This is a genomic window from Mesorhizobium sanjuanii (genome assembly GCF_002529485.1).
In the GTDB taxonomy this organism is placed as follows: domain Bacteria; phylum Pseudomonadota; class Alphaproteobacteria; order Rhizobiales; family Rhizobiaceae; genus Mesorhizobium; species Mesorhizobium sanjuanii.
In genome coordinates this window covers 1-21,657 of sequence record NZ_NWQG01000226.1, presented here as the reverse complement: position 1 = coordinate 21,657, position 21,657 = coordinate 1, and the positions used below count along the sequence as shown (strand labels likewise).

General features: G+C 58.1%; 17 protein-coding genes and 1 pseudogene. 9 read left to right on the top strand and 9 right to left on the bottom strand.

The annotated features are described in order from the left end of the window. Positions 1-101: 101 nt before the first annotated feature. Complete coding sequence (locus CN311_RS27940; RefSeq protein WP_097576865.1) at positions 102-1,265, bottom strand: glycosyltransferase family 4 protein; 1,164 nt, start codon at positions 1,263-1,265, stop codon at positions 102-104. A 331-nt stretch (positions 1,266-1,596) separates the two neighbouring features. Between CN311_RS27940 and CN311_RS27935 the strand changes: the two genes are divergently transcribed. Genes CN311_RS27935 through CN311_RS27925 form a run of 3 tightly spaced genes read left to right on the top strand, consistent with a single transcriptional unit; the run spans position 1,597 to position 5,953 of the window. Continuing rightward, on the top strand, positions 1,597-3,150 hold the full coding sequence (locus CN311_RS27935; RefSeq protein ID WP_097576864.1) for a DUF4214 domain-containing protein: 1,554 nt from the start codon (positions 1,597-1,599) through the stop codon (positions 3,148-3,150). After that, the gene (locus CN311_RS27930; protein ID WP_097576858.1) at positions 3,147-4,595 is read left to right on the top strand and encodes a lipopolysaccharide biosynthesis protein; all 1,449 of its coding nucleotides are present in this window, start codon (positions 3,147-3,149) and stop codon (positions 4,593-4,595) included. The genes CN311_RS27935 and CN311_RS27930 overlap by 4 nt, the downstream gene beginning before the upstream one ends. Continuing rightward, complete coding sequence (locus tag CN311_RS27925) at positions 4,592-5,953, top strand: glycosyltransferase family 4 protein (protein ID WP_097576857.1); 1,362 nt, start codon at positions 4,592-4,594, stop codon at positions 5,951-5,953. The genes CN311_RS27930 and CN311_RS27925 overlap by 4 nt, the downstream gene beginning before the upstream one ends. Here CN311_RS27925 and CN311_RS27920 read toward each other — a convergent pair. The 3 genes from CN311_RS27920 to CN311_RS27910 form a co-directional block, all read right to left on the bottom strand. Then, positions 5,866-7,950 carry an oxidoreductase gene (locus CN311_RS27920; protein ID WP_245440979.1) on the bottom strand — a complete coding sequence of 695 codons (2,085 nt, stop codon included), beginning with the start codon at positions 7,948-7,950 and terminating at the stop codon, positions 5,866-5,868. The genes CN311_RS27925 and CN311_RS27920 overlap by 88 nt on opposite strands. Before the next feature lie 11 nt (positions 7,951-7,961). Next, entirely contained in the window at positions 7,962-8,714 is a 753-nt protein-coding gene (locus CN311_RS27915) for an FkbM family methyltransferase (RefSeq protein ID WP_097576856.1), read from the bottom strand. Positions 8,715-8,879: 165 nt separating this feature from the next. Further along, entirely contained in the window at positions 8,880-9,704 is an 825-nt protein-coding gene (locus CN311_RS27910; protein ID WP_097576855.1) for a PIG-L deacetylase family protein, read from the bottom strand. A gap of 90 nt (positions 9,705-9,794) precedes the next feature. Between CN311_RS27910 and rfbF the strand changes: the two genes are divergently transcribed. Genes rfbF through CN311_RS27890 form a run of 4 tightly spaced genes read left to right on the top strand, consistent with a single transcriptional unit; the run spans position 9,795 to position 14,103 of the window. After that, positions 9,795-10,634, top strand: a complete 840-nt coding sequence (gene rfbF / locus CN311_RS27905) for a glucose-1-phosphate cytidylyltransferase (protein WP_097576854.1) — start codon at positions 9,795-9,797, stop codon at positions 10,632-10,634. Continuing rightward, on the top strand, positions 10,570-11,613 hold the full coding sequence (locus tag CN311_RS27900) for an NAD-dependent epimerase/dehydratase family protein (RefSeq protein ID WP_097576853.1): 1,044 nt from the start codon (positions 10,570-10,572) through the stop codon (positions 11,611-11,613). Before rfbF ends, CN311_RS27900 begins: the two co-directional genes overlap by 65 nt. 19 nt (positions 11,614-11,632) lie before the next feature. Next, the gene (locus CN311_RS27895) at positions 11,633-12,886 is read left to right on the top strand and encodes a class I SAM-dependent methyltransferase (protein ID WP_165779872.1); all 1,254 of its coding nucleotides are present in this window, start codon (positions 11,633-11,635) and stop codon (positions 12,884-12,886) included. Next, entirely contained in the window at positions 12,883-14,103 is a 1,221-nt protein-coding gene (locus CN311_RS27890) for a class I SAM-dependent methyltransferase (RefSeq protein WP_245440978.1), read from the top strand. Before CN311_RS27895 ends, CN311_RS27890 begins: the two co-directional genes overlap by 4 nt. Here the strand turns inward: CN311_RS27890 and CN311_RS27885 are convergent. The 4 genes from CN311_RS27885 to CN311_RS27870 form a co-directional block, all read right to left on the bottom strand. Next, entirely contained in the window at positions 14,090-15,079 is a 990-nt protein-coding gene (locus CN311_RS27885) for a DUF707 domain-containing protein (protein ID WP_097576852.1), read from the bottom strand. The genes CN311_RS27890 and CN311_RS27885 overlap by 14 nt on opposite strands. 39 nt (positions 15,080-15,118) lie before the next feature. Next, entirely contained in the window at positions 15,119-16,078 is a 960-nt protein-coding gene (locus tag CN311_RS27880; RefSeq protein ID WP_097576851.1) for a glycosyltransferase family 2 protein, read from the bottom strand. Positions 16,079-16,107: 29 nt separating this feature from the next. Further along, positions 16,108-17,091, bottom strand: coding sequence for a class I SAM-dependent methyltransferase (locus CN311_RS27875; protein ID WP_097576860.1), 984 nt, complete (start codon positions 17,089-17,091; stop codon positions 16,108-16,110). Positions 17,092-17,324: 233 nt separating this feature from the next. Then, positions 17,325-18,641 carry a glycosyltransferase gene (locus CN311_RS27870; protein WP_097576850.1) on the bottom strand — a complete coding sequence of 439 codons (1,317 nt, stop codon included), beginning with the start codon at positions 18,639-18,641 and terminating at the stop codon, positions 17,325-17,327. A gap of 279 nt (positions 18,642-18,920) precedes the next feature. On the opposite strand from CN311_RS27870, the gene CN311_RS27865 reads away from it, so the two are divergent. After that, positions 18,921-19,787 (top strand): glycosyltransferase family 2 protein, encoded by an 867-nt coding sequence (locus CN311_RS27865; RefSeq protein WP_097576859.1) that lies wholly within the window; start codon positions 18,921-18,923, stop codon positions 19,785-19,787. A gap of 14 nt (positions 19,788-19,801) precedes the next feature. Further along, positions 19,802-21,238 (top strand): polysaccharide biosynthesis/export family protein, encoded by a 1,437-nt coding sequence (locus tag CN311_RS27860; protein ID WP_097576849.1) that lies wholly within the window; start codon positions 19,802-19,804, stop codon positions 21,236-21,238. A gap of 26 nt (positions 21,239-21,264) precedes the next feature. On the opposite strand, the pseudogene CN311_RS27855 reads toward CN311_RS27860, so the two are convergent. Beyond that, a pseudogene (locus CN311_RS27855) lies at positions 21,265-21,657 on the bottom strand (hypothetical protein); the annotation flags it as partial.

Genomic DNA, 21,657 nt, shown 5'->3' with positions numbered 1-21,657 from the left:
TATATAACCATTCTTAATTAAAAAATCGCAACCAATTGGCAACAAGGAGACGCTTTCTTCAAGTGTATTTATGAGCAATCGCCGTTAGGCCTGAGGCTCCTTCAAATAATACTTGTTGCGTCTGCAAGTTGCTCATGCGGATTGCATTCGAATTCCCGGAGTGGTGGTGGCACTTCTGGAAACCCATCCACGCTGGCCATCAGTTCCAAATACCGCTGAGCCGACGCGGCCCACTGAAATCGGGCCGTCCTTGCGCGACCGCGTGCGATCAATTTGGTTCTGAGGCCGTCTTCGTGGACCAGGCGCATGAAACAATCGAACCATGCATTCTCATCGCAAGGTGATGCGTACAAAACCGCATCCCCACCGATTTCAGGCAGACTGGCACGGTCCGACGTGACCACCGGGCATCCTAGCGTCATGGCTTCGAGAGGCGGTAGTCCGAAACCTTCAACCAGCGAGGGGAACGCAAGGCACAGGCAATCGCTCAGAAGTGCGCCGAGTTCCGCGTCAGACCTTCTTCCCAGCCAGATGACGTTAGGCGACTTCTTGTTGCCAATGCTGCCGAAGACACGGGACGTGGATGCACCCACAACAACAACCTGTAGCCCCGCCGCGGCAAGTCGTTCGTGCATGCCGAGGATCAAACCGACATTTTTATGCGGGATAGAACTGCCAAGTACGACGATTGTCCTAGGACCGGCAACGGCCAGGGTTTGTTCCGAGTGGCGGGGGGTCCATCGCAGCGCATGTTCATGCCCGTTGCTTACAACCTCGACCTTTGCCGACGGGCACACGCCATAGCGCGCCAGTTCAACCGCAGAGTACTGCGACACGGTCGCAACCTTACGCGCGGTCCTGCCCAAGGCGGGAACCAAGGTCCGGTACAGAAGCCGAAATGGAAGTGTATAGCTCTGCGGGCATGCTCGTGTATTGACGTCGTGAATGCACAGAATCTGCCGACGCACGGTCAGAGGGCCCGTGTTGCAGAGGCTGAGCAGGCCGCCGCGAAGATAGGCCGGAAGCACAGCTTGTTCCCACGCATGCCCGCCGAAGCTGCCGACAGTTCGGACACGGATCGCTGTTAGGGACAACGTGTCAAGCGACCCCGGTGGAACCAAGAGCTCGACGGCGAGATCCCGTGCCAGGGGAACTTGGCCCACGATCAAGGCATCCAGCGCCGAAACGATCTCGCGTGCGTACCGCTGAACTCCGGTGGTCGGCTGCGCGAGAAAACGGCCGTTGATTGTCCAGTGTCGTGTCATCAGGAAACCAGGTCCGGGCGACAGGGTTTCGGTCACCAGCGCTCTTTCGTTCCGCGACATTGGATGACGAAGAAGGCCGGGTCATCTTGGCCTTTGGGACGTAACCAATCGCTTTGTCGGGCGGCATCCCGGGCAGCTCTCATCCGAATGGCGTGGCAAATCCTGAGCGGTTACGCCGAATGTGTGGGGTTCCGCGTGGCGCGGCAGTGGTAGACTACGTTGGGCAGTGTGGCAGATCCTCAATCGCCGCGCTCGAATGGATGTCAGGCAGAGTTCAGCGAATGGAGTGAAGCCGCATGATATCTGGCGCAAGACAAGCAAGTTCGCGCTAATGCAGCGGCCGACCAATCCATCGCAACCAGGTGCCGTTGGACGGGCAGTCGCCGCGACCAGACGTTTAGGGATATCCCTGGCATGTCTGCTGGGTATGTCGGCTTCCTGCGCAGCGGATCTGCTCTGGGGGGTAAATGGTCATCCCTTCAACGCCTATCCTGGGATATCGATCGAGCAGCAGCTCGACTACATCCGTGAGCTCGGCATGAAGTCGTATCGTGTCAACATTTCCAGCGCCAACAGCGCCACCAAACTTGCCGAACTGGTCAAGGCGGGCAAGGAGCGCGGCGTCCAGATCCTACCGGTAATCACCCCCGAACTAGACCTCGACAATGGAACCGTCGATGACCTTTATGCGCAGGCCTATCGTCTCGCGTCGACACTCGTATCCCGCTTCAAGGACGACATCCGCGTTTGGGAACTTGGCAATGAGATGGAGAACTATGCGATCTTGATGCCCTGCGAGATGCAGGACAGCGGAATACAATACAACTGCTCGTGGGGCCCTGCCGGCGGCACCGTGACATCCGACTATTTCAGTCCGCGCTGGGCAAAGGTGAGCGCAGTGCTGCGCGGTCTGTCGGATGCAACCACCGCGACGGATCCGACCATAAGAAAAGCCATGGGGACGGCCGGCTGGGGTCACCGTGCAGCGTTCACCCGCATGCTGCAGGACGGTATCAGATGGGATATTTCGGTCTGGCATCTTTACGAGGGTGACCCAGAGGAAGCATTCAAATTCCTGGCGACGTTCGGCCAACCTATCTGGCTGACAGAGTTCAATTACAGTGGCGGCAGCCAACGAGGGGAAAAGCAGCAGGCCGAAGGTCTGATCCAGACCATGAAACTCCTGCGCAGATATCAATTTCTATATGGACTGGAAGCTGCCCATATCTACGAACTGCTCGACGAGCCGTACTGGGCGCCAAGCTATGAGGCCTTCATGGGCCTCGTCCGCCTGAAGGAGCGCGACGCCGGGCTATGGGCGCCGAGCGGTCAAAAGCCGGCATATGATGCCGTGAAGAAAATCATTGCGGACGGCAATGCAAGTTCCAGTTCGCCGACGGTCTCGACGAAGGGCTCGCCGCCTCCGGACCAGACGTCGGTACCTCCCGTTGCAGATACCGGTACATTTCACCCCTGTTCGCTTGATGCGTTCGATAAGTCTGCCTTCAACCACGCCAACCAGATTGCCTATGCGTATTGTCTAATCTTGCATCGCATGCCGTCGCCGACCGAGCAGTGGCGCGAGGTCGTCGCGATGAAGAAGGATCCGTCTATATTTCCGACACTGACGAAGCTGCTGCATTCGGTTGAATTCAGGACTGACAATCGACCAGTTAGGCTTGGAAATGCGCAATACGTAGCCCTTCTCTATCGGCTACTTCTGGGACGGGAGCCGGATAACAATGGGCTTTCCGTTTACGTGTCGAAACTGGACAGCGGCGAGGTGAGTGGCGAACAGATCGTGGCGGAATTGATCCAATCGTATGAGTTTCGCTCCAGACACACGGTTCTGTTTCCCAACGAGCCTCAACAGGCGGTTCAATGAACGTTTTCGGCCGACAGGTCGTCACTGGCGCTGTTTGGGCCGCTGTCGAGACCTGGGGCCGACAGATCGCCATGTTCGGCGTATTTGTGGTGCTGGCGCGCCACCTTGGTCCCGAGGCATTCGGGCTCGCTGCGCTCGCCATGGTGGTGCCCAATATTCTCGCTGCCCCGGTAACGAGGGGCCTACCCGACGCTATTATCCAGCGGGCGGAAATCGATCCCATTCACCTCGATTCGGCTTTCTACCTGCTTGCCGCAACAGGCGCGGCGATTAGTGGGCTTATCTGGATATCCGCCGGCGCCGTCGCGGCCGCGTTCGACCAGCCGCATTTGGAGGCGCTCGTCAAATGGACCAGCGCCATCGTCGTGATCCAGGCGTTTGCCGTTGTGCCAGCGGCGATCCTCAAGCGGCAACTGGATTTTCGACTGTTCGCCGTGCGTACGCTCACCGGCTCGGCAGTCGGCGGCGCGTTGGGCGTAGGCATGGCTATCGCAGGTTTTGGCGTGTGGAGCCTCGTTTGGATGCAACTGACGAAGGCCGCAGTCGAAACCACCGTTATTCTTTTTGGAAGCTCCTGGCGGCCAAGGCTCAGATTTTCCTATGTCCGCATTCGGGAATTGTTTGGATTTGCCGGGCCTCTCGTCCTGCAGACTCTGTGGAATTTCGGCAACGACGAGATCCCCAAGATCGTGCTTGGCGCGTTCCTCGGCCCTCACGCCGTTGGTATATATGCGCTCGCGCGTCGTCCTCTCGATCTCCTGGTGGAATCATTGTTGTGGCCGCTCATGGCGATCACCATGCCAACTGTGTCCCGCATCCAGGGCCAGCCGGAAAAGATAAACGACTTCTTCAACGCGACAGTGCGCATGGCCGGGATCATTGGCTTTCCAGCCTTCGTTGGATTTGCCGCGGTCGCGCCCGTCGCTGTTCCCTTCATCTTCGGCCAGCAGTGGTCGGTTGGTGTAGCGGCTGTACAGATACTCATGATATTGGGCGTTCAACGCACCGTTGACAGCCTCTGCTCGTTTACGATCCTGGCGCTCGGCCGGTCGGGCATACTCCTGAAGCTGAACATGATCTATACGGTGCTGGCGCTCGTCTTGATCACGGGTGGAGTGCAGATCAACTTCGAATGGGCCGTTGCTGCTCTCGTGGTCAGCAACGTTGTGCTTCTGCCGTTCTTCCTCTTCCAGGTTCAGAGAATTGCCCGAATTGACGTTGTCAGGCCGCTGGTGATTTTCCCACGGCTTGCCGTCGCTTCGGCCTTGATGTTCGCAGTCGTCAGCGTTTGGCTGCGCGGTGCTCCGGCAAGTGCGGCGCCAGGAATCGTGCTGGCTGGCGGTATCTTGATTGGCGCGGCAGTTTATGCAGCAGCTTCCTTCGTACTGGTGCGCCCCGACCTGCTCAACGCACGCAATTTTGTCCTGAGGCTGAGAGCTCGATGAAGATCGTGATCCTGAGCCAGCCTTTCGACACGGTTACGCCCCCGATCCAGAACTCGATCGGCATCTGGACGTATGAAGTCGCAAGACGGCTGGGTGCAGATTGCCACACGACCATAATCGCTCGGCGCCTGCGCGGGATGCCGGCTCAGATGGAAATCGACGGCATACGTTTCGAGTTGCTCAAATGCGCGCCGGCTCGCCTGTGGGGCATGGCGTCGCGCCTCTGGAGCCGTGTCTGGCCGCGGTCGCCCCTGGTCGCGCAAAATGTCTATGCATTCGATTTTCTCGCCCAGGCCATTCGAACGGTACGCCGTCTCTCGCCCGACGTGGTCCACATCCAGAATTTTCCGCAATACGTGCCCGCCATTCGACGGGCGGCGCCGAAAGCAGCAATCGTGTTGCACATGCATTGTGACTGGCTTGCGGAACTTGACCGAAATGCGATGAAGCGAGCGCTCGCCGCCACCGATCTCACCGTCGGGTGCTCTGAACATGTCGTGACTGCGGCGCGCACGCGCTTTGCTGAAATGGACACAATTTTCGCAGTCCTGCCGAACGGAGCGCCCGCGAACCAGGACGTCGCCGTAGCGCGAATTGCGGGAAAGGTATTGTTCGTCGGCCGTGTATCGCCCGAAAAAGGCATCCACACGCTGATCGAAGCATGGCAGACCGTTATTGCGGCCTGTCCTGAGGCCCGCCTCGAGATCGTCGGCCCATCGGCAACGCTTCCTCGTGAATTCCTGATTGACCTGAGCACGGACCGCGAAGTCCGCGATCTCGCTCGGTTCTACCATGGCGGTAGCGCATACCTCGGGTCCTACGATGCCGCACTTCGCGCGATGATACCGCCGACGATCGCTGGCACCGTCAGCTTCGTTGGGACGCAGCCCTACAAAAAATTGGCGGAGCGATATGCCGAAGCATCGCTTCTCGTGAATCCCTCTCTCAGCGAGTCCTTCGGAATGAGCCTGATCGAGGCGCTGTCGAATGGTACTCCTGTCGTAGCCACTCGCGTCGGCGGCATGACGGAGATCATGGAAGCGACTGGCGGCGGCGTTGTGGTGGAGAAGAGCGACCCGGATGCGCTTGCTGCCCAAATCATCGCCCTTCTTGGAGAGCCAGGGCGAGCGGCGAAACTGGGACGCCGGGGAGCCGCGCGGGTCGCCGATCTCTATGCGTGGGAAAAAATCGCCCAGTCGACCCGGACCCTGTACGACAGGGCCATCGCCACCCACCGTTCACGGTTTGGAAAGAGGAACCTTTCCTTCGCTCAGCGCCGGGCCTTGAACGACGTGAACACCGAGCCCGTGTCATCTCCCCACTCCCAGTTAACGGCGAGTCCGACCCGCAAAATTTGAAGTGCAGGGTCTTCAGGATAGATGTCGGTCAGGCTTCGCTGCATCACCGGTTCGTCGTCGATCAAAATTGCAAACCGATTTCCGTCGAATGCAACGCGCATGCGAAAGCGTTTTCCCCAAACGACCTTGTCCGCCACATTAGTCCAGACCGCGTCATAAAGTTCCTCAAAGCCGAGCCGCTTGATGAACACCGAAATCGAAGCGCCTTGGTAGACATCGTCGAGCCAAGTCGTAACACAAACGTAGTTGTCGTTGTCTTGCCAGAAGAGCAGTCCCGCCCGGCTGCGCTGATCTTGGCCTCGGCGCTTCCCAGGAGGCTCGATTGCAACCTCGAGATCGCTGAACCCCGGTAGATCCCATGGCAGCGAATAGAATGTCCGACCCGGGTTCGGTCTGTCTACGCTCGCGCGCACGCGGGCGCTGCCCAACCCGTCGATGTCGATGACCCCGGTCCCCAGTGTTCTTGCCCATTGCCCGCCGCCCAATTCCGTCGTGCGGCGATCCAGTTCGCCGGCAGTACCGGTAAAACCGTCGGCGTAGGACAGGCTTGTTCCGAGTTGGTTCCAATGCGCCTCCAGAGGCGCCATCAATGGGATGGGAACTTCACAAGGATGAGCCTCGAAGTTATGCCAGCGCGGCTCGCCGTGGCAGCTTCTCCATGTACCTACCCCGGTAGCACTCTCGATTGAATCGGCCCCAGCAGCCGCGTCGAAAAGATGAATCCCGTCCAGAAAGCAGCTTACCTGACCGTCCCAGTCAAGAACCTGGACCGAATGGGTAGAACATTCGCGCAAGGCCTGTCCCGGATTCGTCGCGATCGTAGTCTCTTTGCCCGATTGCTTGCTGACCAAGGTGCATCCGAGCGTCGAGAGTTTCAGCAGCCAGAAATTGTCCTTGTCCCGAAACCGCCAGACGAGACCACACACATCCGAGACCGCGCCGATTTCCAGCAGCCCATGGATCAATCCTGAAGGGCAACCGGGATCGACGACAGATAGATTATCGCCAGCATCCTGCAAAAAACGCCACCGCCCCCCGATTGCCGCGATCTGCCCCGGCAGGCCCTGCACAAGTGCATCGGCAGCGTGGGCGGTTCCAAACACCGTAGAAAATTCAGGCATCCGCCCGACATGAACCGCCTGCACGCGTGTGTCGACCCGAAATCCGATCTGGCCAAGTGCCGACTGATGAACACCTGCAAATAACGCTTCGTCCTTGTTGAAAGGATCAATCGCAATCGGACGCATCATCGGAAAAGCAGCAAGTCCGTGAGCTTTTTGGTCGGCGGCCGCATAGTAGATAGCGCCCTGCTCCCGCAACGCCACGACATAGTAGATATGGAGGTTCTTTAGGCGCCGAAACGCACTCAGGCATTGCTTTCCTACACGAGCCCACAGCTCGCCGTTTTCGCCTTCGGCGGCATGCACGACAAAGCCGCAGCCCTCTTCCACGGGATTAACCGGCGCCTCACTGGGGAACCACCCGACAGCCAGGTTCTCGTTGATGTTCGGGCCCCGGTAGGTCCTGGGCGTGCTGAGCATCCACCACCAAAAACGGCGAAGGGTGGATCTCTTTCGTGGCGCATGTATCAATGACATCAGACGGCCGGGCCATGGGTCGATGCCGGGTCCCCGCAGCCAACGGTAGACTCGCCTGGCGAGGTCATCAGGCAATGGCGATCCCTGCGATGTGTTGTGGCCGTTGGTTATCGAGACCAATAGCACCAGACCAGCCTCTCGCTGAAAGGGACCATAGGAGATCCCTTGCCGGCCCCAGCCTGGCCTAACGAGTGGCTGGAAACGAAGTGCGCCGTGATCGATCGCGATCTGGCGTTCGATGTCGCGTCCTCGCCTGACTCCTCCCTTCACTGCCAAGGTGCCGATTACCGCACCGCGGGCGCGATCGTCCTGAAAATTGTCGGCGACAAGAATCTGCGGCCGGACGACGCCGGCCTCAGCCTCTTCAGCAGTTTCTGCCCAGTCATGACGGTGCAACAACTAGGACCTCCTCACGTCATCATGGGCTGCGCGAGAATGTGCTCGACTCGCCAGCCATCGTTGGCATAAGCGGCGGGCAAGGAAGACACGGCATAGCCGGCTGTGGCCAAGAACTCGATAATTTCGCGTGCTTTGCGATCGAGCCCGCTTTTCGTTGCAGCGTCCACCTCGCAAATGACCTTAGGACGATATGCGGTCAGTGCCGCTGTCATGCCGCGAAGCACGTCGACTTCTGCACCCTCGACATCGATCTTGACGAGGGTTGGCGGCCTGAGGCCGTGTGTGGCGATGGAGTCATCGAGTGTCGTTGTCCTGACCATGAGGCGCCCGCTCATATCCGGCGGCATGGATTCCATGGCGAGCGTTGCGCCACCGAGATGGCGTGCCAGCAACAATTCGGCATCGCCGGTCACCGCCCCAACCGCTTCAGTGAAAACGTGGATGATGCTCAGTCTGTTCACATCTCGGCTTCGCCCGATGGCGGCGGCATTGCGGGGGACGGGCTCGTATGCATAGACTTGGCCATGCGGGCCGACGCGACGCGCTGCGATCAGTGAGAAGAAACCGATGTTGGCGCCAACGTCATAAAACACATTGCCCGGCGCCAGAAGCGATGCAATCGTTTCCTGTATCGGAAGTTCATAGGTCCCTCGGGCAAAATCGGGGTCAGCCCCGCGCGAAAAGATCTTCAGGCCGGCGGCCTCACCCTCTGCAACGATAGGCATGCTGTAGAAGACATCGCGGAGCTTCGTCGCCAGTCTCATACAATATCCTTACAGGCCAAATTCGCATCCAGGCACGGGAAATCGAGCCGCACCGTCCGAAGATGGCAGAATGAATGGCCACCTTCGAGTTAGACATCGGTTGGTCTGCTCATACTTTTGCCTGTCTAGCGGTACCCCCTCATGCCATCGCTCAGAAGACAGCGTTCACGCGTTAAACTCATAGCGCGTGAACATCTCGTGATCGCTTAGCAGCCGCTTCAGAAAATCGCCCCCACCTACATCCGCCAAAATAGGCCAATCGTCGAGGCCCGCCGGCCGCTCCATCTGGGACCGGTGTGCTGCCAGCGCGTGACGTTTTACATCGACCACGTCGCCGATATAGGCATTGGAGTTGAACATCTTAACGCCGCGCAAGCCGGCAAGAGTCCGAACCGTTTGCCGGAATGCGGTGCGATTGAATCCAAGCACGTCATCGTGCAGACGAACCCACGGCCATTGATACCAATACCAGACGGGATATTCGAACACGGTCACGCGCCGGTTATACAGTTGAAGCGCGCCTCGCACGCCAAGATTGGTGGCAACATGGTCCGCAGGCGGCTCTTTTCCATGAGTGACGTACACGCTCTGTGGTTGCCAAGCGAAAAGCAACTGAGCGATCGCGTCTGCGATCTTGCCGACATGATGTTTTGCCATTCCGTCGGGAACACGTAGAAATCTCACCCGATCGGCCGACCCGCCCAACCGGCAAACGGCCTCGATCGCTTCGTTTTCACGGGCGATCCGCAGCGCCTCCATATCAAGCCGATTTGAATGGGATGCCGAACCGTCGGTAACGAAAATAAACCGGACGTCGACGCCCGAGCTGAACTTCTTGCTGGCGACCCCTCCACATCCCAATGTCTCATCATCAGGATGGGGTGCAATGATGACCGCCGACGCCTGCCAGTCCGCTACGTCGAATGGATGAGATCCCTTACGCATCGCTCTATCGAGCATAGCGCCAATCGAATGCCTGACGTCATGCATCGATGGTTCCGATCATCCGTTCTTCGGTGTGGCTCAACCCGACCTACGCATGGTAGCAAAAAAACTGTAAGCGATTGGGGTGAGAAAACAATGAAGGTAGGAATTCTTGCTGGCGGATTAGGAACACGGCTGGCGGAAGAGACCGAGATCCGACCGAAACCAATGGTCGAGATTGGAGCGAAGCCGATCCTTTGGCATATCATGATGCACTACTACGCTTACGGCCACTGCGAGTTCGCCGTCGCGTTGGGATACAAGGGCGAATACATCAAACGATGGTTCAGCGACTATGTCGCGTTCGATGGCAGCTTGACTGTCAATGCTGCATCAGGAAGCGTCAAGCGCCACTCGAGTTCGCTCCCTGATTGGTCCGTCGATCTTGTAGAGACGGGACTGAATACGCTGACAGGCGGCCGCATCAAGCGCCTGATCGACTGGATGGACGACGAGACGTTCATGCTTACGTGGGGTGATGGCGTTTCGGACGTCAACCTCGATGACCTGATCGCCTTTCACAAATCGCATGGCAAACTTGCAACGATGACGGCGGTGCGTCCGCCGGCACGCTATGGGCACATCGAATTCGATGGCCATCGCGTTGTCGACTTCACAGAGAAGCCACAGGCTTCAGAGGGCTGGATCAATGGCGCCTTCTTCGTGCTCGAGCCGGGCGTAAAGGACTATATCGATGGCGACGACGTCATGTTCGAACACGCGCCAATGCAGCGGCTCGCGGCCGATGGCCAGTTGATGGCATATCGCCACGAATCCTTCTGGCAATGCATGGACACCATACGAGAAAAGCATCTCCTTCAGAAATTGTGGGACAGCGGGCAGGCGCCCTGGAAAACATGGGAATTGATCGATGAAAGTTCTGGTTACAGGCCACCTCGGCTACATCGGTTCCGTCCTGACTCCGATGCTGCTTGAACGCGGCCATGACGTCACGGGACTAGACAGCGACATCTTCCGGTCCTGCACTTTCGTAGGAGAGTTGGCCCATGTGCCGACGATCGAGAAAGACATCCGTGATATCGAGGTTGACGACGTCGCCGGCTTCGACGCGATCATCCATCTCGCCGGACTTTCAAACGATCCGTTGGGGGACTACCGACCCCTCCTTACCGAAGAGATCAACTGCGGCGCTTCGGTAAGGCTTGCGCAGATCGCCAAGGCCGCCGGCGTCCAGCGGTTCCTATATGCCTCCTCTTGCAGCAACTACGGCGCAGCCGGCGACAGCTTTCTGACCGAAAATGCTCCCTTCAACCCGGTTACGCCTTACGGCGCCTCAAAGGCGAATGTGGAGCGGGCGGTCGCGCCGATGGCGGATAAATCATTCAGCCCGACATTCCTGCGCGCTTCCACTGCCTACGGCATGTCGCCTCGCATCCGATTCGATCTCGTGGTCAACAATCTGACCGCCTGGGCCTATACGACTGGGCGGGTCTACCTCAAGAGCGACGGCTCGCCATGGCGTCCGATCGTCCACGTGGAAGACATTGCGCTGGCCTATACCGCCGTGCTCGAAGCCGAGCGAGAGCTGGTCCACAACGAGGCATTCAATGTCGGCTTGACCACGGAAAACTATCAGATTCGGGAGATCGCGGCTTTGGTGCAAACGATCGTTCCCGGCAGCCTCGTGGAGTTCGCGCCCGATGCCGGGCCAGACAAGCGATGCTATCGCGTCGACTGCACCTATATAGGCCGCCGCCTGCACGGGTTTAAGCCGCAATGGACAGCGCGGCGCGGCATCGAACAGCTCTATTACACGTTTCGCGCAGCAGGCCTTGCACTTGAGGATTTCGAGGGCGAGCGGTTCAAGCGCATCGCCCATGTGCAGAAGCTGGTCCGAAACGGCGAACTGGATGCCGATCTTCGCCGCACGCGGCAGTTGGCGATAGCGGTTTGAGCAAACACAGACGGGAGCCATGGCCATGATGATCGTTGGTGCAGCATCTGTAACCGAGCAGGTCTGCCGCTCTTGCGGCGGAAGCCACATCAATACGTTCCTGAAGCTTGGCACGACGCCGCTTGCCGATCGGCTTCCATCGAGCATCGACGATGGCGAAGAGGAGCCGGTCTTTCCGCTCAGTGTCGCCTTCTGTGGCGATTGCAGCTTGGTGCAAATCACGGAAACGGTGAACCCCAGGATTCTGTTTGCCAATGCCTATCCCTACTACTCCTCGTTCTCGCAAGCGCTGCTGCGGCATTCCCGGGACAATGTGCTCGATTTGATTGAACGTCGCGGCTTACACTCGGGCAGTTTCGTGATCGAGCTGGCAAGCAACGACGGCTATCTCCTGAAGAACTATGTCGAGGCGGGCATTCCGGTTCTTGGCATCGATCCCGCCGATGGGCCTGCTGCTGTCGCCAGCGAGTTCGGCGTGCCAACGCACGTAGCTTTCTTCACTCGCGAGCTGGCTGAGTCTCTTCGCAGACAGGGCGTGCGGGCCGACGTGATTCACGCAAATAATGTGCTCGCGCACGTGGCCGACACCAATGGTTTTGTTGCAGGCATTGCGCTGTTGCTCAAGGACGACGGCGTTGCGGTGCTTGAGGCGCCGTATGTCGAACCAATGATTGATCATTGCGAATTCGATACGATCTACCACGAACATTTGTGCTATTTTTCAGTGACCGCATTGGACAAGTTGTTTCGGAGACATGGCCTTTATCTCAACGAAATAAAGCAACTCTCGATTCATGGTGGTTCGCTTCGTCTTTATGTCGAACTGCAGGAGCGTGTCGGAGTAAGCGTCAGGGATCAACTCGCTCATGAGAAAGCACAAGGGATCGACGCCATTGATTACTACATCGATTTTTCCGCGACGGTCGACAAGTTAAAAGTCGATCTCTCCACATTGCTGCGCCGGCTGAAAGCCGACGGCGCCTCAATCGCCGCCTATGGGGCGGCGGCCAAAGGCGCCACCTTGATCAACACGGTCGGCATCGGACGCGATCTCATTGACTTCGTCGTGGACCGCAACACTCACAAGCAGGGCAAGTACATGCCCGGTCAGAAAATTCCTATCCGCTCCACGGAAGCTCTGTTGGAGGCGCAACCGGACTACGTCCTCGTGCTTGCCTGGAACTTCCTCGATGAAATCATGGCGCAACAAACAGAATATCGGGCCAGGGGCGGAAAATTCATCGTTCCCGTGCCGAACCCGCGGATCGTGTGACCGTGCAGGTTCGAAGCGCTGCCTGCGCCGAAGCGCGTGAACCGGTGACGAATTCGATGCGTCTTCGCGTCGATTGTCCGGTCTGTCGGCGGCAGGATTTGCTGCATTCGGTATCCTTCGAAGCCATTCCATTCTCGTGCAATTCCCTGCACCCTGACGCAAACTCGGCCGTCGCTGCACCGACTGGCCAATTCGTTCTCGCGTTTTGCCGCAGTTGTGAACATTTCTTCAACGCGGCGTTCGAAGACGGTCGGATCGGCTATACGCAAAATTACGAGAATTCCCTGCATTTCTCGCCGCGCTTCGTGGCCTTCGTCGAGGATCTCGCGGGCCGCCTGTCCACTGCTTACGCACTCGAGGGAAAATTGGCCGTGGACGTCGGTTGCGGCAAGGGTGATTTCCTCAAGCGGCTCTGCTCGGCCAGCGGTGCCAGGGGAATCGGCTTCGACAGGAGTTTCGAAGACAATCGGGGCGAGGACGTCGCCGGCGTTGAATTCATCAATGACTGGTTCGGCAATGCCTATCCGGACATCAAACCTGACTTCGTTTCCTGCCGTCACGTCCTAGAGCACATAGCTAGCCCGATTGCCTTCCTGCAAGGACTTCGTTCCCATCCAGGGGTTGAGCCTAACACCGTATTTTACATCGAGGTGCCCAATGCCCTCTATACATTGCGCGACATGGGAATCTGGGATCTGATCTATGAGCACGTTTCCTACTTTACGCCTCACTCATTGCGGGCAGCGATGCAGACGGCAGGCTTCGAGGTGTTGGACCAAGGCGCGTCTTTCGGTGAACAGTACCTCTTCATAGAGGCAAAGCCTCTCGAAACCCGGATGACGATCAATTTTTCAAGATCTGGAGAGATCGATGCGTTGGTCCGCCGCTTCGACCGAACCTATCGCGACAAGGTCGCTTGGTGGCGCGATTACCTTTCAAAACGGGATCCAGAGCAGACTGTTGTCTGGGGTGCGGGATCAAAGGGTGTCACTTTCGTCAACGTCGTCCCCGAGGGCGCTCGGATAAGCGCGCTGGTCGACGTCAACCCGCACAAGCAAAGGCGCTTTGCTCCGGGCGTCGGGACACCTGTGGTTGGGCCGGAGAGCCTGCGCGGCAGGCCCCTGCGGTCGATCGTCGTGATGAACCCTCTATATCGCGACGAAGTTATCCAGATCACCCATGAGCTTGGCCTCGCACCGGAGATCATCGTGGCATGATTGCGCGGCCTGCGTTCTGCAGCTGACGACTTGGTTTCTCGCCCCCATCAATGTCGACCCGTTGCAAATTGACGGGCCTTAGCCAGCAGTGTCGCGTATAGTCGGTCGAGCGGCGCATAAAGTGCGCCCATTTAAGTGGCGTCTTGAACAGGCCCCGCCAAAGGGACAGGGAGTTAAGCCCGATCAGAAAGCGAGACCGGACGAGTTGCCCGCGCCGGTCAACCGCTGCATAGGTTACGAACCCGCGAAACGCAGCGCCGAACCTCTTCAACACAGCATCGACCTGCACGTCGTAGCGTTCATTGGCGCCGAAGCCTTGAAGCGACTTTGTTGTCCCGACCGGCCGCGTGTGTCTTACGACGACGTCGTCAACTATGGCGTAACGCAACCAGGGCGCGTCAGTCAGGCGGGTCCACAGAAGATCTATTCCCGTCTCGTAGCCGATCCCGAATAAATTCAACGCGCCTTGCAGGCATTTGGCACTGAACACCGGACACATCATTTCGACCGTGTTGGTGTATCGCAACAAATACCGCTTGCCGCTGACAAGTGTCGCTGCGTAGGAGAAATAGCTATCCCATGACAGCGCCGGCTGAAACAGATCAAGTTTATATTGGCGACCGATTGCGAACAGACGATTCAGGTCCAGCTTCGTCGCCTCGATATCATCGTCGATCAGTGCAATGAAATCGTATCGCATCACAATTTCAGGGTAGCATTGAAACAAGGCATGGTACCCTGCGATCTTGCGCCCGGGCAGAAATACGCTCAAATCGTTCTGTCCATGGGTGGCACCAGCCTCATAGGCGGCGACGAGAAGATCGAAGTCGGCTTCGCCCGGCCCCTCAGTCCAGCCGGCATGCAAAGAGCTACGCCCGGCCCGGACGATCACCAGATTTCTCTTGCCCGAGCCCTCCGGCAATTGGCGGGAGGCTGACACTCCTGCGACCGCAGGCCTGACTAGGCGACGCTTCATTCAAAGCCTCCCGGCGGATCGTCGCACCAGATCACTCGTCTAGCCAGGAGATCGATCTGAGACGGCATGAATGCGTTTCAGTGCTCCCAGGCCGGCGCCGCGCAGCTTGATGCGAAGCTGCGGAGAAACAACGCCTACAACTTCCAGGCAAAATCTCGCAATGAGAAGCGGATCCAAGACCCATGCAACCAGATGAAACAGTGTCCTACCCAGCGGTGCTGTCCGCCTGTGTCGATAGGCAATCGCGACGAGGTGCTTTACCCGCCTCGACAATTCAAAGGCGTTCGCGGTAGAGCCGTCCGGATTTTGCCAAGCCAATCGTTCGGAGCTCGGCAATCGCACCGAGCGCGTCGGATGGTCACGGCTGAATAGAATCGCGTTGGCCGCGTGAACGAACGTCCCGAGAAGAGCCATCTCGGCCAAAAGCGCACAGTCGGAGCCATAGTAGGGCTCGTGCAATGTCGTTTTGGCCAAGGCATCCCGGCGCCAAAGGCCAAACATCGCCGCATCCCATCCGTGCGCCGCAACCATCAGCCGGAAGCGGGACGCGGGCGATGGTCCTCCCATATCCGGCAATACCCGTTCGACATAGGAAGTCAGCTGTCCGGTCTCGTCGATTCCCAGCAAGCGCGGATAGGCAATGACGTGGCGGGCGTTATCGTCGAGTGCACGTACGCAGTCCGTCAGGAAATCACGACCCAAGACGTCATCGTGCGCGCACCACTTGAAATATTCGCCCGAACTCAATTCGAAAGCTCGATTGAAATTGGCCGCGGCGCCCAGGTTGTGTGCATTTCGGACATAGCGGACGCGCCTGTCCCACCGCGCAAACTCCAGACATATATCGGCTGTTCTATCGGTCGAAGCATTGTCGGTGATGACAAGTTCGAAATCGATGAAGTCCTGCTCGAGGATCGACTGGATCGCCTCGGAGACGAAATTCTCACCGTTGTAAACGGGCATACCAAGGGATACTCGTGGCAGCTTGGAATGTTCCATTTTTCGGGTTCTTCTCGGCGAGAGTGCGATCAGACCGCGATGATTTCCGGTCGCAGGTCCAGCGCTTTCAAGGATTGCGCCACTTCATTCAGGTATATCGGGTTCATAACGATGACGAGGTCAGGCGGAGTTTCCAACAGGTCGCTAGGCGCAATGACCGGGTGACCGGTTCCCGGCGTAAACTTGCCTTGCTTGTAAGGGTTGATGTCGACTGCTGCCCACACTTCGCCTCCAAGCTGCAACGTCGTCAGGAACGACACTGCCTTGGAGCCGCCACCCCACAGGACGACCCGCCGGCCGGCGGCGTGCGCGGCGCGGATGCGCTCCTGCCAGAAATTCTGAACGGCACGCACGCGGGCGGGAAAGGTTTCCGCCAACCGACGCATCTCTTCCAGATCGCGCTCGAGCGGCAGTCTTGGTGTCGTCCGGCCTGCCGACGGCCGGGCGTACTGAACGATGTACTGGTTGTCGTAGACGAGTTCTAGATCGGTAACGTCGAACCCTTCTTGGCGAAACAGTCGTGCGTGCGCGCCGGGACTGAAATAGGAACAATGCTCGTAGTAAATGTCCCAGAACGCGCTCTCTGCCAGCACGCGTTTTGCATCCGGGGTTTCAAAGACGACCCAGTCTTCGGCCCGTTCGCCCGTCATCTCGCGGATGAGCCGCACGAAAGTCGAGACAGAAGCCACGTGTTCGAGCGTGTGGCGGCAAAGGACTGCATCCGTTTGGAGGTGCCGGTAATCTGGTCCGAAGAGATCGACGATGAACTGAATGTCGCCGCGGTCTTCACTGCGTCCCTTATCAGCTCGATATCCCGGATCGATGCCGAGCCCGGTGGCACCACCCGACGTACAAAGTTCGCGCAGAAACTCACCCTTGCCGCACCCGATCTCTAACACGTGCTTGCCGGCTATCGCACATTTCTGTGCAATCTCACGGGCAAGTCCTTTCGCGAAATTGTTGAAAGTGCCCGAAAAATGCTGGGATTCCTCGAAATTGGTCGAGTAGCCCATGACCGTTTCGTCAAAGGCTTGGTTGAATATGAACCCGCACGATTCGCAGAATGCGAGGTCAAGGTCGCGGCGGGGAAAGGAGTGAGCTTCCTGGGCCGAGTTGAGCAGGACGCAACTATGCACCGGGATGGATTCGACCCGGTAAATTGACCGGCTAACGGGCGCCGAGCAGCACGGACATGCGGCCGGTCGAAGCGCTCTGCCGTTGCTTGCCATGTGAAGGTCGATCGAATTCATTGTAGAATTGGCTCGGCAAGAGAACCGGTTATATCGCGTGTCGCACTCTCGGCTCCGAAGAGTTCATTGGGCGCAGTTGCGCGAGCAAGCTGGACAGACCGGGCCAAGCCAAGGGCGTCGAGTATCGCCAGGTCGAACCTTTCTTCGGAGAACCGGGTCGCATTCATGCGGCAGGCGTGCGACGTAATTGACACCGCATTTTCCTCGAATAGATCAATCGCCTCAGCTACAGAATCGACGGCCTGACGGTCGAAGAGCACACCTGTCGGATGAATGCTCTCGCCAAGTGGCCGGACAATGTCGCGGGCACCTCCACGGCCGAAGGCAATCAATGGAGTGCCACACGCCTGGGCCTCGGCAAGCGTTATCCCGAAATCCTCGCATCCGGCGAACACCATCGCACGGGCATTTGCGATTTTCTCGATGTATTCATGCCGCGGCAGATAACCAGTGAAGATTATGTTCGGACCAGCAAGCGATCGGAGATGCTTGGATTGTACTTCGTCGCCGACAACAATCAGGCGACGCGACGGAGTTTTGCTGAACGCCTCAATAATCAGATCCGTACGTTTATACGGGGCGTGGAACGCGGCCGTCACGTAGTAGTCATCCTTGCTGGCGACGAGTTTAAGTTCCCCGATGGCCACGGGCGGATGGACTACCCGCGCATCGCGGCCGTAAATCCGTTCGATCCGGGAGCGGACATAATTCGAATTCGCCAGCATCAAATCAGGACCGTGTGCCGTGCGGGTGTCCCAGGTCCGCAGCCTGTGAAGCAAATAACGAAAGGCAAGGCCCTTCGGCCCAAACCCCAAGCCGGCTTGCTGCAAATAGGAGAATTGTTCGTCCCACGCATATCGCACCGGACTGTGCACATAGCAAAGGTGCGGTTGGTCTGGGCGAGTAAGAACGCCTCGAGAGAATGCGGCCGAAGAGGAAATTACTGCGTCATATCCAGTGACATCAAATTGCTCGATCATAAATGGGCAAAGAAAAAATAAAGACCGGTAGTATTTTTGCACAAATGGCAGCCGATTCATCGCAGAAACGTGAAAAATTACGTCTCGAAAATGCTTGTCTTTGACCTCCTTCGGGAGAAAATCAAAGAGGGTGAAGACCTCGGCTCTTGGAAAGAGCTTGCAGATCCGAGCAAGAACCTGCTCCCCTCCCCGAAAATTCGGGCACCAGTCGTGCACGACGGCGATGCGCGCGTTGCGGTCGATGGCAGCAAATGGCGTCGTGCTGATGGATCGCAAATGTTTGGTATCATGGCCTATCTTGGCGGTTGCTTTTGGCTGTCGCACATGGCGCATGCATTGCCCTCCGGAACGTTGGCACCTTTTCGGGGATTCTGTTTTTTTGCCTGGATGCTCAACGACTGTGTGTCGTCCGTCCCGTCCAAACAAGCTGGCTATCGGGTTAAGCTCCGCGCCCCTCCCGAGGCCGGATGTACTCCAACGAGGTACGGCTCCTACTTCGATGGGCCTAAGCACGCCTCAACGCTAACCTTATGCGCAGGCTGTATCGGCGCGGCCGGCGGATTAGGATCATAGCGCACTCACTTCATTGGCTGCGCGGAGAGTTGATTGTCGATAAAAGTGGTGGTTGTCGTCGCAACGTTTGGCCGCGCGGAACATGTGGCTCGTCTTCTCGCACAGCTTGAGCGACAGACCCGGCTCCCTGACGCGGTGATAATTTCAGCTCCCGACGCCGACCATATTCCCAACAACTTAGTCTGCCGGTTTCCTGTATCGAGCGTGTTCGGAAAAACGGGCTTGCCGGCACAGCGTAACATTGCCCTCGATGCGGCAGGCGACTGTTTCGACATAATCACCTTTTTCGACGATGACTTCATTCCTGCAGACGACTATCTCGATGGCGTATCGAGGGCGTTCATGCAGCAGCCTGACTGGGCAGTGGTGACCGGAAACGTGCTGAAAGACGGCGCAACGACTGCGGGGCTCACCTGGGACGAGGGTATCCAGGCGCTTCACGAAGCCGGCAAAGCGACTGAAGCGCCTGGAGTGGATCAGTTTAGCGCCTATGGATGCAACATGTCGATCAGAGCGGCATTCATCGGCGGCCTGCGCTTCGACGAACGGCTTGTGCTCTATGGGTGGCAGGAAGACGTTGATTTCACCAGCCAGCTGAGAGCCCGAGGGCGGGTCGTGTCTCTGCAGTCGATCCGCGGCGTTCATCTTGGCATCAAGGGCGGTCGCGTAAGCGGCGTTCGTTTCGGCTATTCCCAGGTGACGAACCCAATCTACCTCATCCGCAAAGGGACCGTTCCATTGAGTTTCGCACTAAGATTGATGGGCAGAAATCTGCTTGCCAATCTCGCGCGCAGTCTCTGGCCGGAATCCTACATCGACCGGAGAGGACGTCTGCGCGGCAATCTTCTGGCTCTTTCACACGTCGCAAGAGGCCGGGTGCAGCCAGAATATATTCTGGAGATCTAGTGCAGAGGTAAAAGATGCTCGATGACCCGTCCTTTTCGATCGACAAAGGCACTTGCTCAAATTACCGAGCCCGGTGCCTCGGCAGGCTGTCAAATCGGCGCCAGGCTTGGCGCCTGCTACACGTCGTGGTGTCGGCGGGATTATTCTTGGCCTGTATGCTGGGTGTTTCGGCTGCGAACGCCAAGGAGTATGTGCTCGGCCCGCAGGATAAGCTCCGCATCAAGGTCTACGAATGGCGTGCGTCGCGCGACACGATTTTTGCCTGGAGTGCTCTCAACGACGTGTACACGGTCGGTCCCAACGGCTCCGTTTCGCTCCCGCTGGTTGGGGAAATCAAGGCTGCCGGCCTCACTACCGGCGAGATGGCGAACTCCATCGGCAACAGCCTGATGAAAAGTGTTGGCCTTGTGCGAAAACCGAACACGGCGGTGGAAGTCGTCCAGTTCCGACCGTTCTACGTTGTCGGCAAGGTGACGCAATCGGGAGAATTCGCATACCGTCCCGGGCTGACCGTCTTGCAGGCATTGAGCATCGCGGGCGGACTGCGGACGCGGGAGGACAAGGACGCCAGGTTCGAGCGCGAAGTGATCCAGGGTCGCGGCGATGTGAGCCTGCTTAGGCTGAACGAGGCCAATCTCCTCGCTCGTAAGGCACGGCTCGAGGCGGAACTCTCGCATGCCGGCGACATTCAGTTTCCGGCCCAGTTGACGTCGCGCATTCAGGACGACGTCTTTGCCATGCTCATCAACCAGGAGCGTTTAATCTTCCAGGCACGCAGCGAGGGGTTGAACACCCAGATCAAGGCGCTTCAAGGTCTGCGTGAATTCCTCCAGAAGGAACTCACCTCGCTGGAAGCGCAGCTCGTTTTCCTCGACAAGCAGATCGGCTCCATCCAGAAAGAATTGACAGCGGTCTCTGCGCTTGTCGTCAAAGGTCTTGCGGTAGCGCCGCGGGAATTTTCTCTAGAACGTGCCCTTGCCCAGGCGCAGAGCGAGAGGTTGTCGGCGGAAACCAGTCTGCTACGCGGACGTCAGGAAATCAGTAAGACAGACATATCAATTCTCGAACTCCAGGACGGACGGAAAAACGAGATAACGATCGACCTGCGTCAAACTCAAGCCGAACTCGATGCTCTCGACAGCAAGACAGAAACAGCAAGGCGGCTCTTGTACGACTCCGAGACATCTGCCCCGAATCTTCTTGCCCGCCAAGCCGAATCGGACCTGACTGCGCCGATCTACACGATTTTCCGACCGTCGGCGGATGGCACGACGGTGCAAATACAGGCTAACGAAACGAGTGTCGTGGAGCCCGGAGATACCATCAAGATTGAAATACCATTGGCCCTGGATGAAACGGGCGCGCTGGACTTGATATCGGCCGAGCGGCACGAGGCGCCGGGAATAGCACTTAAAGCAGATACCGTCGGTGATACTGTAGGCATTCCGTAGGCCGTTCAGCCTCCCGGTGGATCTTGCTACACGCGGCCGGGAACGGTGCCGACCTGCGCTTGAATCACGTTTTCGCTGGAACCGCGCGAATGCTGGGGCGTCCTCACAGGAGTCCCAGCAACGCTGCTGTTGTCTTCAACAGGCAAAACCCGACTGACAAGAACGACAGCGAGAGGAATCAAGAACACGATACCGGGGTCGGCGCTGCCACTTGCCAGCGACCCGGCCACAAGCGCGGACAGGGCGCAAGCGCGGACGCTCGACGCGATCGCGTCGACCTCGGGATCGATACGACTGCCGCTACCCCGCAGGCCCCGCACCAGCATTGCCAACAGAACTGTCATCATCGCGGTGCCGAACAGCCCCAACTGGGAAAGCAGCGCTATCGGCCAACTCGAGGCCCGCGAGCTCCCCAACCC

What these genes read in the sequence shown, in the direction of transcription:
- CN311_RS27940 (WP_097576865.1), bottom strand. Translation starts at nt 1,265, where the DNA reads ATGACACGACACTGGACAATCAACGGCCGTTTTCTCGCGCAGCCGACC.
- CN311_RS27935 (WP_097576864.1), top strand. Translation starts at nt 1,597, where the DNA reads ATGCAGCGGCCGACCAATCCATCGCAACCAGGTGCCGTTGGACGGGCA.
- CN311_RS27930 (WP_097576858.1), top strand. Translation starts at nt 3,147, where the DNA reads ATGAACGTTTTCGGCCGACAGGTCGTCACTGGCGCTGTTTGGGCCGCT.
- CN311_RS27925 (WP_097576857.1), top strand. Translation starts at nt 4,592, where the DNA reads ATGAAGATCGTGATCCTGAGCCAGCCTTTCGACACGGTTACGCCCCCG.
- CN311_RS27915 (WP_097576856.1), bottom strand. Translation starts at nt 8,714, where the DNA reads ATGAGACTGGCGACGAAGCTCCGCGATGTCTTCTACAGCATGCCTATC.
- CN311_RS27910 (WP_097576855.1), bottom strand. Translation starts at nt 9,704, where the DNA reads ATGCATGACGTCAGGCATTCGATTGGCGCTATGCTCGATAGAGCGATG.
- rfbF (WP_097576854.1), top strand. Translation starts at nt 9,795, where the DNA reads ATGAAGGTAGGAATTCTTGCTGGCGGATTAGGAACACGGCTGGCGGAA.
- CN311_RS27900 (WP_097576853.1), top strand. Translation starts at nt 10,570, where the DNA reads ATGAAAGTTCTGGTTACAGGCCACCTCGGCTACATCGGTTCCGTCCTG.
- CN311_RS27895 (WP_165779872.1), top strand. Translation starts at nt 11,633, where the DNA reads ATGGCCATGATGATCGTTGGTGCAGCATCTGTAACCGAGCAGGTCTGC.
- CN311_RS27885 (WP_097576852.1), bottom strand. Translation starts at nt 15,079, where the DNA reads ATGAAGCGTCGCCTAGTCAGGCCTGCGGTCGCAGGAGTGTCAGCCTCC.
- CN311_RS27880 (WP_097576851.1), bottom strand. Translation starts at nt 16,078, where the DNA reads ATGGAACATTCCAAGCTGCCACGAGTATCCCTTGGTATGCCCGTTTAC.
- CN311_RS27875 (WP_097576860.1), bottom strand. Translation starts at nt 17,091, where the DNA reads ATGGGCTACTCGACCAATTTCGAGGAATCCCAGCATTTTTCGGGCACT.
- CN311_RS27870 (WP_097576850.1), bottom strand. Translation starts at nt 18,641, where the DNA reads ATGCGCCATGTGCGACAGCCAAAAGCAACCGCCAAGATAGGCCATGAT.
- CN311_RS27860 (WP_097576849.1), top strand. Translation starts at nt 19,802, where the DNA reads ATGCTCGATGACCCGTCCTTTTCGATCGACAAAGGCACTTGCTCAAAT.